This window comes from Nonomuraea sp. NPDC048901, assembly GCF_040649695.1.
GTDB lineage: Bacteria > Actinomycetota > Actinomycetes > Streptosporangiales > Streptosporangiaceae > Nonomuraea.
The window spans coordinates 834,850-846,516 of the sequence record NZ_JBEZFW010000002.1; the positions used below are offsets into that span (position 1 = coordinate 834,850).

Annotated in this window: 14 protein-coding genes; 6 read left to right on the forward strand and 8 right to left on the reverse strand. The window is 68.9% G+C overall.

The features are described from left to right. Window positions 1-77 precede the first annotated feature (77 nt). A complete protein-coding gene (locus AB0C30_RS08890; RefSeq protein ID WP_357941145.1) occupies window positions 78-1,130 on the forward strand; it encodes a leucine-rich repeat domain-containing protein in 1,053 nt (350 codons plus the stop codon). A 111-nt stretch (window positions 1,131-1,241) separates the two neighbouring features. Then, a complete protein-coding gene (locus tag AB0C30_RS08895; protein WP_357941147.1) occupies window positions 1,242-1,697 on the forward strand; it encodes a hypothetical protein in 456 nt (151 codons plus the stop codon). A 44-nt stretch (window positions 1,698-1,741) separates the two neighbouring features. Here AB0C30_RS08895 and AB0C30_RS08900 read toward each other — a convergent pair whose 3' ends face one another. From AB0C30_RS08900 to AB0C30_RS08925, 6 genes are all read right to left on the reverse strand, one after another. Then, complete coding sequence (locus tag AB0C30_RS08900; RefSeq protein WP_357941149.1) at window positions 1,742-2,680, reverse strand: hypothetical protein; 939 nt, start codon at window positions 2,678-2,680, stop codon at window positions 1,742-1,744. Then, window positions 2,677-4,131 carry a PQQ-dependent sugar dehydrogenase gene (locus AB0C30_RS08905; RefSeq protein WP_357941151.1) on the reverse strand — a complete coding sequence of 485 codons (1,455 nt, stop codon included), beginning with the start codon at window positions 4,129-4,131 and terminating at the stop codon, window positions 2,677-2,679. Before AB0C30_RS08905 ends, AB0C30_RS08900 begins: the two co-directional genes overlap by 4 nt. Before the next feature lie 114 nt (window positions 4,132-4,245). Beyond that, entirely contained in the window at window positions 4,246-4,977 is a 732-nt protein-coding gene (locus AB0C30_RS08910; protein ID WP_357941153.1) for a hypothetical protein, read from the reverse strand. 40 nt (window positions 4,978-5,017) lie between these two features. Beyond that, window positions 5,018-5,800: an ABC transporter ATP-binding protein gene (locus AB0C30_RS08915; RefSeq protein WP_357941155.1), complete on the reverse strand. Its 783-nt coding sequence runs from the start codon at window positions 5,798-5,800 to the stop codon at window positions 5,018-5,020. 2 nt (window positions 5,801-5,802) lie between these two features. Further along, window positions 5,803-6,825, reverse strand: coding sequence for an ABC transporter substrate-binding protein (locus AB0C30_RS08920; RefSeq protein WP_357941157.1), 1,023 nt, complete (start codon window positions 6,823-6,825; stop codon window positions 5,803-5,805). Window positions 6,826-6,864: 39 nt separating this feature from the next. Then, window positions 6,865-7,680, reverse strand: coding sequence for an ABC transporter permease (locus tag AB0C30_RS08925; RefSeq protein ID WP_357941159.1), 816 nt, complete (start codon window positions 7,678-7,680; stop codon window positions 6,865-6,867). A gap of 160 nt (window positions 7,681-7,840) precedes the next feature. Between AB0C30_RS08925 and AB0C30_RS08930 the strand changes: the two genes are divergently transcribed. Next, on the forward strand, window positions 7,841-8,866 hold the full coding sequence (locus tag AB0C30_RS08930) for a LacI family DNA-binding transcriptional regulator (protein ID WP_357941161.1): 1,026 nt from the start codon (window positions 7,841-7,843) through the stop codon (window positions 8,864-8,866). A 229-nt stretch (window positions 8,867-9,095) separates the two neighbouring features. After that, window positions 9,096-9,401 (forward strand): UTRA domain-containing protein, encoded by a 306-nt coding sequence (locus AB0C30_RS08935; RefSeq protein WP_357941162.1) that lies wholly within the window; start codon window positions 9,096-9,098, stop codon window positions 9,399-9,401. A gap of 274 nt (window positions 9,402-9,675) precedes the next feature. On the opposite strand, the gene AB0C30_RS08940 is transcribed toward AB0C30_RS08935, so the two are convergent. Together AB0C30_RS08940 and AB0C30_RS08945 are read right to left on the reverse strand one after the other, a co-directional pair. Beyond that, window positions 9,676-10,476 carry an FCD domain-containing protein gene (locus AB0C30_RS08940; protein ID WP_357941164.1) on the reverse strand — a complete coding sequence of 267 codons (801 nt, stop codon included), beginning with the start codon at window positions 10,474-10,476 and terminating at the stop codon, window positions 9,676-9,678. 34 nt (window positions 10,477-10,510) lie between these two features. Continuing rightward, a complete protein-coding gene (locus AB0C30_RS08945; RefSeq protein ID WP_357941166.1) occupies window positions 10,511-10,648 on the reverse strand; it encodes a hypothetical protein in 138 nt (45 codons plus the stop codon). A gap of 207 nt (window positions 10,649-10,855) precedes the next feature. Between AB0C30_RS08945 and AB0C30_RS08950 the strand changes: the two genes are divergently transcribed. Both AB0C30_RS08950 and AB0C30_RS08955 read left to right on the forward strand, forming a co-directional pair. Further along, window positions 10,856-11,242, forward strand: a complete 387-nt coding sequence (locus AB0C30_RS08950) for a hypothetical protein (RefSeq protein WP_357941168.1) — start codon at window positions 10,856-10,858, stop codon at window positions 11,240-11,242. Continuing rightward, complete coding sequence (locus AB0C30_RS08955) at window positions 11,226-11,660, forward strand: hypothetical protein (RefSeq protein WP_357941170.1); 435 nt, start codon at window positions 11,226-11,228, stop codon at window positions 11,658-11,660. Before AB0C30_RS08950 ends, AB0C30_RS08955 begins: the two co-directional genes overlap by 17 nt. The last annotated feature ends 7 nt before the right edge of the window (window positions 11,661-11,667 follow it).

The window sequence follows — 11,667 nt, forward strand, 5'->3', positions numbered from 1 at the left end:
GCTTCCTGCGGCGTGCTTCCTGCGGCGTGCTTCCGGCGGCGGCGTGCTTCCGGTGGCGGCGTGCGAGGATCGGCGCCGTGACGATCCATGACGAACTGCGCGCACCCGGCGCGGGGCTGACCACGTTCCCCAGCTCCGACCCCGCCGAGCTCGGCGAGGTCCGGCTGATCGACCTGGCCTGGAACGAGCTCACCGAGCTCCCCGCATGGCTGGGCGGCCTGACGTCGCTGGCCGAGCTCCGGCTCGACGGCAACCGCCTGCGCTCGCTGCCGGACCTGACGGGACTCACCGCGCTGCGGGCGCTGCACCTCGATGGCAACCTGCTGACCGAGGTGCCCGGCTGCCCGCCGTACCTGGAGACCCTGTACCTGTACGGCAACGCCATCGAGACGCTGCCCGCGCGGCTCGGCGGCGGGCTGCGGCACCTGGCGGCGGGCGGCAACCGGCTGACCGGCGTGCCCGACGCGCTGTGGAAGCTGACCCGGCTCGAATCGCTCAACCTGGCCGAGAACGCACTCACCGAGGTGCCCGCGGCGATCGGCGGGCTGACCGGGCTGCGCATGCTCGACCTCGGCCACAACGACCTCGCCACGATCCCGCCGGAGATCGGCGACCTGGGCCTGACCGACTACCTCTACCTGAGCGACAACCGGTTCACCGAGGTGCCCGCCGCGATCGGCCGGCTCGACCGGCTCGCCTACCTCAACGTGACCGACAACCGGCTGACCGGCCTGCCCGAGGCGCTCGGCCGCATGGCATCGCTGGTCGAGCTGCGGCTCTACAACAACCGGCTGGAGACGCTGCCCGGCTCCATCGGCGGGCTGGGCCGGCTGCGCGAGCTGCATCTGCAGGGCAACCGGCTGACCGCCCTGCCTGACTCGATCGGCGGGCTCGGCGAGTTGCGCGTGCTCGACCTGCGCAACAACCAGCTGCGCGCGCTGCCCGGCGCGGTCGCGGGGCTGGCCCGGCTCACGCACCTGGATCTGCGCAACAACCGGCTCAGGACGCTGCCCGAGAGCCTTGGCGAGCTGCCCGCGCTGGAGAAGCTCGACCTGCGCTGGAACAAGCTCGACGGCGAGCCCGACGCGCTGCGCCGCCTGGTGGAGCGCGGCTGCGTCGTCCTGCGCTGAGATCGCGGTTCTTCGGCCGGGATTGCGGCTCTCGGGCTGAGGTCTCGGGTGAATCTCGGTTTAATCTCGGCCGGAGTGAACCCCACCTACGGGGGTTGCGTATCTCGGCACATGACGACATTTCCACGTCTGGCCGCTACTGCGCTGCTGGTCGGGCTCGTGGCCGGTTGTACGAACGCCAGCGGTTCCGTAGGAGCCGGCCAGAGCGCCGCGATGGCCGGGGGCGAGCCCATCGTGCAGAAGCCCGCCACGGTCGACAACAACGTCTACACCGTCGAGCAACTGGCCGAGAAGGTCGGGTGCAAGCCGAAGATCCAGGTCAACGCCAAGGACATTCGTACGGGCTTCTGCCAGACCGACGAGGGTCAGTTCTTCGTGTCGACGTTCGCCACCCAGGCCGGCAAGGACGCCTGGATGGACACCGCGCCCGAATACAACCCGCACCTGGTCGGCAACCGATGGACCGTGCTGTCCAGCCGCAAGGTGCTTGACGCTTTGAAGGAGCGTCTCCACGGTGAGCTCCATCTCAAGGACCACAGGACCAAACAGATGCAGACTAACGGCTGACGGAGGGCTGGGAAGGCGGTGGGAGTCCTCCCAGCCCCAGCCGTTCAGCCTCGGGCCGCCAGCTTGTACTGGGCCCAGATCTCCAGGGGGGCCGCGACCCTGTCGAGGAACATCAAATCGTCCATCCGGCAGTTACAGGGGTTGTTCTCTCTGGTGTTCTGCGGATAGCTACCTCCGATCTTGATGCCTCTGGGGTCGGTGGCCGAGGTGAGATCGGGCTCCGGCGCCCCCTCCACGCCCCACGGATCACCCGTGAGCGTGTAGAAGCCGTCGAGCGGGCGGCCGTTCTTGTAGAGCTTCATCGCGGCGTTGTCGTAGTCGAACGTGGCCGCCAGGAAGACCCATTCATCCTGGGGAAGCACGCTCTGCCACGGCTCGCTCGCGGCGAAGGTCTGGGAACTGCTGCCGTCGACTCGCCTGCCCAGCGCGACCACGCGCAGCTCCCCGTTGACCGTGATGAGTTCGAGCAGCGCTCTGACGTCATGGCCCTGGGAGTTGCCGGTGAGCACCCCGGCCAGCCCGATCGCTCCGTAGCGGTCGGCCGGGTCCGCGGTGTTGGAGTTGAGGCTGGGGTTCTCGCCGGTCATCTTGAACCAGCCCATGACGGTGGCGCCCTTGACGGCGTTGAAGGCGTGGAGGGTGGGCACTCCGGTCTCGGAGTAGATCCCGGCCTTCCAGTCGTCGTTGCCCATCGTGGCGGGGTTCACCTGCTGGAGCTGGATCGAGTGGCGGCTGCCCCGATGCGCGCCGTCGTCGTTGCGCATGGCGGCACCGCCGTTGATCAGCGTGATGTCCGTGCCCGATCTGCCCTGGTCGCGCTCCAGCGCGGGGTTTCCGGGGACCGGGTGTTCGAAGTCGTAGGCGGCGATGAGGTTGTGGCGCAGCGTGGGCAGTACGCCGGGCCGGTCGTGGGCGGCGGCCGGGGTGGCGAGCGTCGCCGTCAGGACGAGAGCCACCACCGGGGCCAGATAGCGGTGCCTCATGGCGTCGCCGTCATGCAGGCGCCGGTGACCTTCCAGATCTTGCCGTTGGCCTTGGACAGCAGGTAGAGCTCGCCCGCGCCGTCGCGGCTCAGGCGCAGGTCCACCCGGGCGTCCCCGGCCAGATCCTTCATGGTGACCGTGGCGCCGCTCGCGTTCACGAGCTTGGGCTGGTAGATCGTGGCCCGCGGGCCGCCCTGCCGCATCTGGCTCGCGATGGTGAAGAAGACGCGGCCGTCGACGATGTCGCCGAACAGGTATTTGCCGTACAGCAGCGGCAGCCGCGTGCCGCGATAGACGAACCCACCGGCCACCGCGTGACCGCTGTCGGCCGTGCAGGAGTGGCCGGGCGGCGGGTCGTGGTCGTAGGCCGCGACCGGGTAGGTGTAGCCGAACGACGCGTCGTTGTCGGGCAGCGTGTACAGGTGGCAGCGGTCGGCCTTGTTGAACACGAAGGAGCCCTCGCGCTCGCTCCAGCCCAGGTTGTCGCCGGCCTTGACCTCGTAAATGGCCTCGATGGCGTGCTCGCCGATGTGGCCGAGAAACAGCCGGTTGCCCTGCGGGTCCCAGCTGAAGCGGTGCGGGTCGCGCATGCCGTACGCGTAGATCTCGCCGATCGCGCCGGCCTTGGTGACGAACGGGTTCTTGGCCGGGATGCCGTACTTGCCGTTGGCGGCGCTCGTGCCCAGGGGGTCGATGCGCAGCACCTTGCCCTGCGGGATGGCCAGGTTCTGCGGGTCGTCGCTCGACGAGCCCCGGCCGCCGTCGCCCGAGGCGACGTAGAGCAGGCCGTAGTCGGCGTCGCGGCGACGCGCGTACGGGTTGAAGTCGATCTGCTGGATGCCGTGGACCTGGCCGTTGAAACCGAGCCTGAGCACCTCTCTGTGGGTGCCGCTGAAGGTGTCGGCCTTCGGGTTCGTGGCGGTCCACTCGGTGATCACGCCGTGGAACTTGGTGTCGGGCTGAGGCGTCAGGTCCGGCGTCTTGGTGGTGAGGGCCGCGCCCCACTCGGTGTGTACGGTGTAGAACTTGCCGTTACGGGCGAAGTCCGGATGGAAGGCGACGTACCCGAACCCGGATCCCAGACCGCGGCCGGAGAGGAAGTCCGGCGCGAACGTGGCACCGACGTCGAGGTATTCCTGCGGCTGGCCGTTCTTCAGCAGGTACAGCTTGCCGTTGAGGTCGTTGACGAACTGGCGCCGCGACCCGTCGGGGATCTCGCCGATGTTGTTGATCCTGGCCCAGCGCATCAGCCGTTGGTCGGTGGGCGTGGGGACCGGTTCGGTCTTGGGGAAGGTCGCGTACTCGGTCAGCGTCAGCGTGAGACCGGACGCGGTGGGATTCTCCGGAATGGGGTCGTCGATCGGGGTCGAGTCCATCGCGGCCGCCGGCGGCGCCCAGAGCGCGGTCGCCAGCAGTGCGGCTAAGAGGTACTGGAGGGGGGATTTCGGCATTCCTGTGCACCACCTGAGGGGTTGTTGGAAAGCGCTTACCGGGGACGGTAAAGGGAGAAGTGGGAGCAGTCAAGAAGGGTGACGTCAGGGGTTCTGGGTGCTCGGCGCAGGCGGTCAGGGCTGGGAGCGGTCGGCGCAGGCCGGTGTGCCGGTGACGGTCAGGTTGCGCACCCGCCCGATGTTGTCGAACGAGCCGAAGCCGACACGGCCCGAGGGGAACGTCCGGTCCGTGGCCGTGATCAGCGGTGTCGTCGAGCCGTCCATGAAGACCGAGATGCGGCCGGTGTCCGCGCAGTAGCGGACGCGGACCTTGTGCCACGCCTCATCGGTGACCGCGGGCGGGGCGCCGACCTGGCCGTTCCACTGGTCGTCGATGCGCAGGCGATCGGCGTTGTTCACCACGAAGATCCCGTTGTGGGGATAGATGGTGTTGTCCTGCGACAGGTGGGCGTAGTTGAACTGCAGATCGGAGCGGTAGCCGAACACGATGATCACGTCACGGTTGCTGACGCTGGTCGGGGTGTCGAGCCGTACCTCGGCGTCGATCTGCACCGATCCGAAGACCGGGCCCTTGGTCAGCACGGCGTACTCGAAGGGGCGGCGCGGGCCGGGGCGCGCTTCCCCGGCTTCGGCGAGGATCACCTGGTCGCCGGGGAACTGCCACTTGGCTGGAGTCACCGGTGCCCAGCTGGTGGCGGCGTTGGTCTTGCGGACGACCGTGCGGCCCAACGTACAGTCGGGAGCTTGTGCCGCCTGGTCGGCGGCGGTGGCGTGGGCGGTGGGCGCGATGAACTGGGCCAGGACCAGCACCAGTGCGAGCGCGCACAAGCGGACGAATGTGGGCATCGGAATCCTCTCAGTGGGGGGAGGGGGCGGATCCGAGCGGTCAATCGTTGTGCGTGGCGGCCCCCAGCAGGTCGCGGATGTGGCTGGTCGCGGCGGCGAAGGCGGGCTGGGACATGGTCGCCGCGTAGTCACGTACCCGTGGCAGCGCCACGTCGATGACCTCGGCGATCGTGCCGGGCCGCGGTGTCATGACGATCACCCGGTTGCCCAGGTAGACCGCCTCGGCGATGGAGTGCGTGACGAGCAGGACCGTGGTCTCGGTCTCGTGCCAGATGCGGTGCAGCTCGATGTTCATCTGCTCGCGGGTCAGGGCGTCCAGTGCGCCGAACGGCTCGTCCATGAGCAGCACCGGCGGCCGGTGCAGCAGCGCGCGGCAGAGCGCCACCCGCTGCTGCATCCCGCCGGACAGCTCATGCGGCAACGCGTCCTCGAAGCCCGTCAGCCCGGTCATCTCGATCAGCTCGTCGGCCCTGGCGGCGGCCTCCTTCTGCGGCATGTCGCGCATCTCGGCCTGCAGCAGGATGTTCTTGCGCGCCGAACGCCACTCCAGCAGGGCGGCGCGCTGGAAGACGTACCCGACGTCGTGGCGCGGGCCGCCGACCGTGCCGCCGAGCAGCCGCACCGCGCCCGCCGACGGCTTGAGCAGCCCGGAGACCAGCTTGAGCAGCGTCGACTTGCCGCATCCCGACGGGCCCACGATGGACACGAACTCGCCGGGGCGGACGTCCATCGACACGTTCTCCAGCGCGACCACGTCGCGCTTCTTCGATCGGAACCGCACCGCCACCTTGTCGATCTCGACGGCGGGTGCCTGTTGCGTCACGGTCATCCCTTCGGCGCCACGCTGGCGTCCCAGTAGGCGCTGGGCGCCTGCGGGTTGGAGACCATCCCGGCCTTGGCGAAGGTGTCGATCGTCTTCTGCCAGTCGGCCTCGGTGTTGACGCCCGGCGCCTGTCCCTGGGTGGCGTCGGTGTGCAGCAGCGTGGTCGTGGTCTTGAACTGGTCGAGCAGTACCTGAGCCGGCGGCAGCTGCTCCGAGGCGCCCTTCATGGCGTCCACCGCGGCCTGCTGGTCCTTCTCCGCCGCCGCCCACGCCTCGCTGGTGGCCGCGACCATCCGCTTGACCAGGTCGGCCTTGCTCTGCAGGAAGGAGGAGGAGGTGAGCAGGCCGTTGCTGTAGTAGTTCAGGCCGAACTCGGAGAAGCGCAGGTACGCGACCGGCTTGCCGGCCTTGTTCTGCATCGTCGGGCCCTGGTCGGAGGCGTAGCCGAGCAGCGCGTCCGTCTGCCCCGACATGACGGCCGCGATCTTGCCGGCCGGGTCGGTGTTCTGCAGCTTGACGTCGGCGTCGCTCATCCCGTTGGCCTTGAGGAACACCGGGAAGGTCTTGGTGAGCGCGTCACCGGCCGTCGAGGCGATCGTCTTGCCCTTCAGGTCGGCCGGCTTGGTGATGTTCTTCTCCTGGAAGAACTGCACCGAGGCCGGGGTCGTCTGCAGGAAGACGCCCAGGCTCTTCACGGGCACGCCCGAGCTCACTCCGCCGAGCAGCGCGGGGGTGTCGGCCCAGCCGAAGTCCGTCTGGCCGGCGCCGGTGGCCTGGACGGTCTTCTGCGAGCCCTGCCCGGCCTGGATCGTCAGGTCGATGCCGTGTTTTTCGAAGATGCCCTTCGTCTTGCCGTAGTAGAAGGGCGCGTGCTCGCCGTACGGATACCAGTTGAGGGTGAGCGTGGCCTTGTCGAGCTGCTTGCCCGACGAACTGGTGGTCTTCTCGCCGCCGCCGGAGCCGCACGCGGTGGCGAACAGGAGCAGAGCCGGGGCTATGACGGCGATCAGCGTGCGTGTCTTCATGGCGTCCTCAGGGGGTGAGGTCTTCGGCGGGGTCGTTCCTTAGTACGTGACGGTGACGGCGTCGCCGCGGCGGCTGGCGTGCCAGGGCAGCAGCAGCCGCTCGGCGAACTCGACGGCGACGAAGAGCACGACGCCGAGCAGGGACATGACGAGGAGTCCCGCGAAGAGCATGGGTGTGTCGATGTTGCCGTTGGCCTGCAGGATGACCGAGCCGAGCCCGTCGTTGCCGCCGACGAACTCGCCCACGACCGCCCCGGTGACGGCGAGCGTCACGGCGACCTTCAACCCGGAGAACAGGAACGGCAGGGAGGCGGGAAACCTGATCTTGGCGAAGGTCTTCGCCGGGCTCGCTCCCATGGTCGAAGCCAGCTGGAGCATCTCCGGATCCACCGACTTCAGGCCGGTGACCATGGAGATGACGACGGGGAAGAACGCGATCAGCACGGCGACCACGATCCTGGGCGTCAGCCCGAACCCGAGCCAGACCACGAACAGCGGGGCGATCGCGATCTTCGGGACGACCTGCGCGAACAGCAGCAGCGGATAGAGGGTCTTCTCGACCTCCGCCGAGGCCACCATGAGCACCGCCGCGGCGACGCCGACGACGACGGCGATCGCGAAGCCGAGCACCGTCTCGTAGCCGGTCACCAAGGTGTGGTGGGCGAGGTAGCCGGCCTTGTCGGCCATCACCTGGAGGGTGACTCCGGGCGAGGGCACGAGGAACCTGGGCACGATCTCGAACTCGGTGATCGCCCACCAGATCGCGTAGCAGGCGGCGAGCAGGGCGAACGGCCGCCAGGACCGGTCCGCCAGTTCCACGACGCGGTCGCGCGAGCTCGGACTCTCGCGCCGCACGATTCCATCAGCGGTCTGTACCACGATCGAAGGTATCCCTCCATCGCGTGCCATCAGGCCAAATGCGAGAAAGCGCTATCTGAAAGCGCTTTCCTGCGGTACGCTAACCCGGCATGGTCCAGGGGTCAATGGTCGTTAACTTCCTGTTACAGGAGGGCGAGTGGCCGATCGCGTTCACGTCACTCTCCGGGATGTGGCCATGGCCGCCGGAGTCTCCCTAGCCACCGCCTCACGTGTCCTCAACGGCACCGCCAAGGTCCGCGAAGACCTGCGCGACCGGGTCGAGGCCGCCGCCTCCGAGCTCGCGTACACGCCGAACGCCCACGCCCAGGCCCTCGTCCGGGCCTCCAACGAGACCGTCGGCGTCATCTGCCACGACGTCAGCGACCCCTATTTCTCCGGCATCGCCAGGGGAGTCATGCGCGCCGCCGCGCAGCGCGACCTGCTGGTGATGCTGGCCAGCACGTTCCGCGACAGCACGCGCGAGGTGGCCTACGTCTCCATGCTGCGCGCCCAGCGGGCCCGCGCGATCCTGCTGATCGGCTCCGGCTTCGAGGACCGCGGCTGGGAACGGGCCATGGACGTCGAACTACGCCCCTACCTGAACGCCGGCGGCCGGGTCGCCGTGGTCAGCCGGCACCGCAGCCTGCGCGTCGACACCGTACTTCCGGAGAACCGCGAGGGCGCCGCCGCCCTGGCCCGCGCACTGCTCGCCCTCGGCCACCGCCGCTTCGCCATCCTGTCGGGCCCGCCCGGCCTCAGCACCGTCGTGGACCGGGTCAGCGGCTTCCGCGACGCCCTGGCGGCGGCCGGAGTGACGGTCGACCAGATCGAGGAGGGCCCTTTCAACCGCGAAGGCGGCTACGCCGGGGCCTCCGCCCTCCTGGACCGAGGTCTCGACGCCACCTGCCTGTTCGCCGCCACGGACGTGATGGCGGTGGGAGCGCTGGCCGCCTTGCGGGAACGCGGGCTGCGGGTGCCGGAGGACGTGTCGCTGGCGGGCTTCGACGACATCCCGGTGGTACGGGACCTGACACCACCGCTGACGACGGTGTCGCTGCCGTTGGAGGAGATGGGGGAGCGGGTGATCGCTCTGGCCCTGCGGGACGGGAGCCGGGGACGACGACGAATCGAACGGGTGCCGGGCACGGTCATCTTGCGCGCCAGCACCATCGGGCCGCCCTAAAGGGCGTTCTTCCTGCCCACCCGCCCACAAAGGGCCTTCGCTTCGCTCCGGACGTTCTTCTTTCCCACCCCTTACCCGATTCGGTGGTTGGCCGTCTGCTGCCCACCCACCCAAAAAGGGCCTCCGCTTCGCTCCGGACGTTCCCCCAGGCGGGCTCACGCCCGCCCCCTGGCGGGCCTCGCTTCGCTCGGACTGCCTTCCCAGCGCTTCGCCAGAAGAGTAAGGCGGCATGCCAGGGATCATTCGCAAGGGCTTCGGACACGCGATGATCGGCCACTTCGAGGAGGACGTGCGGGGCCGTGGCGGCGAGCAGACCATCGCCGGACGGCGGCTGGAGACGGTGCCGGCCAGCACGGCGGCCGCCGCCGAGCTAGGGGTGACGCCAGGCACGACCATCGTCGAGATCGAACGCCTGCGGATGGTGAACACGGAGCCGTGGGCGCTGACCATCACGCGGCTGCCGTTGTCCGTCGGCAAGCTCGCGACCTCAGCCGATTCCTCGTCAACGTCTACCGCCATCCCCCCCGCCGAATGATCGCTACCGCCTTCCGGGGCGGAAGCCCCAGGAGTACGGCTTCCGCTTGGATGCCTAGCGGGTGCGGTGTCCAGCGGGTGGTGGCGCAGCACGGCGACCGCCCCGCCCACGATCGCCGGGACGCCCACCAGGCCGAGGAAACGCATAAGGATCAGGTGGTCTCCCACTACGACCTCGCGTACCACGTACCGCACAGCAGCCTGATCGTCCGGCGAACGCCCAGCTCAGCAGCAGTATTCGCGTTTTGGAACCGCACAAGCCGTGCGCTCCGGGCTCACTGCCATTCGATGACCTCGTCCATCTGGACGCTGCTCTGCTCGCGGTGATAGCTGCTGATGTCCTCGATGTGCTGCTGCATGAGGGTACGGGCCAGCGTGCCGTGGCCGCCGACGATCGCCTTGGCCAGGCGCCGGTGGCTGGTGGCGATGAGGTCGCGGATCGCTCTGGGATCCTCGTTCACCGCGACATGGTGCGTGACGACCTGCCCCATGGTCTGCAACGTCAACTCCAGGACGCGGTTGCGGGCCAGCGAGGCGATGGTGGCATGGAAGGACGAGTGCTGCGCCACGAAGTCCTCAACCCCTGCCTGCTCGTCGTCGGCACAGTCGTCGGAGCCGAGGAAGGGCGCCATCGCGGCCAACCGCGCGTCGCGCAGGGGGTGGCGCGCCGCGCGCGCGGCCAGCTCGCACTCGGCGAACACCCATGCCTCGAACAGCTCCTCGTACGTGGCGCCGGCCATCTGGTAGTAGAGCGTCGCGGTGCGGCCCAGGTTGGCCGGGTCCACCATGCCGACCACGGGGCCGCCGCCGGGCCCCCGGCGGATGGAGATGAGCCCTTGGACCTCCAGCAGGCGCAGGCCCTCCCGCAGCGACTCGCGGCTGACGCCGTACTCGGCCAGCATGGCCGCCTCGGCCGGCAACGCGTCACCGGGTTGCCGTCCGGATGCGATGATGTCGCGTACGAGATCGCGGGCCATGCTCTCGGACGTCTTGAGAACACGCATCAGGCCGTCGCCACGTCCGATCGCGACGCGGCTCATGGCGGGGGTCTCAGCGCTGTCACGCCTGATGGACATGACGTCAAGGCTACCGTTGAGGAAGACTCGGGGATCAGAACCGGATGACGTCCCGGATGCCGTGCCAGGCGCGCTCGTCCTCGTAGGCCTGGCCGATCTCGTCCATCGTGCCGACCAGCGCCACGGCGCCGTCGTCGCACAGGGTCAAGGCCGCGCACGTCTTCACGTCCATCTCCTCCTCTCCCTCACGCGACACAGGCGTGGACCGGGCCGGACTGTTGTTTCGAGCATGTACCGAACCATAATCCTCATGAGAAATAACGACAAGGATTCTGGTACTTGCGGTTAATCCTCATGACATTTATGGTCCGAGGCATGCCCCGGTGCGACGTGCCGCTCCGGCCGCCACTCCCCGTAGACCCGTTTCGACCACCCCCAATTGATCACTACGACGGGTAGCCACATGTACGGCACCAAGACCCTGACGCTCCTCGCCACAGGCGTGCTCGCGACCGCTCTGGCGGCGTGCGGGACGATTTCGGAGCCGGCCTCGCAGAAGGTCGCCTTCGTCCAGTGCGCGGACCCGAGCTGCGCCATCCTGGCCGGATACCTCGACGAGGCCGTCAAGGCCCGAGGCTGGGAACTGGTCACGGTGAGCGCCACGGCCACGGACCCGGGCGCCGCCGTCCAGCAGGCGATCGACGCCGGCGTGGACTACCTGGTCACCACGCCGGAGGCGGCGAAGGAGATCGAGGGAGAGAAGGACGGTTGGCCCGGCCTCGCCGGGTTCACGGACACGTTCAAGAACTGTGGGGCGTCTAGGTGAGCGGCCCCGCACTGGATCTTCACACGGTCTCGAAGACGTTCGCCGGCCAGGTCGTGCTCGACCGGCGGTCGCGGCGCACGAGGCGGGCATCCGCTTCGTCCACCAGGACCTGGCGGACCGCACCGGGGTGGCCGTCTCAGGCGGTGACGGCGCCCCGCAGGAGGCGCCGCACACCCCGATCGGCGCGACCCTGGGCCGCTACAGCGCGGTGTTCCTGTTCGCGTACTTCGCCCCGGCGTTCGGCGTCAAGGGCCTGCAGCTGTCGTTCGGGCCGGGCACCTTCTGGATCCAGCCGTTGTTCCAGGGCGCGGCGCTGATGATCGCGGTGGCCCTGGCGAGCAGGCAGATCACTCACACCCGGCGCTGCCGGCGGGCACAGGCACGCCGGACCGGCCCCGACGATGCTTCCGTCACCTGAAAGGAGT

What these genes read in the sequence shown, in the direction of transcription:
- AB0C30_RS08895 (WP_357941147.1), top strand. Translation starts at nt 1,242, where the DNA reads ATGACGACATTTCCACGTCTGGCCGCTACTGCGCTGCTGGTCGGGCTC.
- AB0C30_RS08900 (WP_357941149.1), bottom strand. Translation starts at nt 2,680, where the DNA reads ATGAGGCACCGCTATCTGGCCCCGGTGGTGGCTCTCGTCCTGACGGCG.
- AB0C30_RS08905 (WP_357941151.1), bottom strand. Translation starts at nt 4,131, where the DNA reads ATGCCGAAATCCCCCCTCCAGTACCTCTTAGCCGCACTGCTGGCGACC.
- AB0C30_RS08910 (WP_357941153.1), bottom strand. Translation starts at nt 4,977, where the DNA reads ATGCCCACATTCGTCCGCTTGTGCGCGCTCGCACTGGTGCTGGTCCTG.
- AB0C30_RS08920 (WP_357941157.1), bottom strand. Translation starts at nt 6,825, where the DNA reads ATGAAGACACGCACGCTGATCGCCGTCATAGCCCCGGCTCTGCTCCTG.
- AB0C30_RS08935 (WP_357941162.1), top strand. Translation starts at nt 9,096, where the DNA reads ATGCCAGGGATCATTCGCAAGGGCTTCGGACACGCGATGATCGGCCAC.
- AB0C30_RS08940 (WP_357941164.1), bottom strand. Translation starts at nt 10,476, where the DNA reads ATGTCCATCAGGCGTGACAGCGCTGAGACCCCCGCCATGAGCCGCGTC.
- AB0C30_RS08945 (WP_357941166.1), bottom strand. Translation starts at nt 10,648, where the DNA reads ATGGACGTGAAGACGTGCGCGGCCTTGACCCTGTGCGACGACGGCGCC.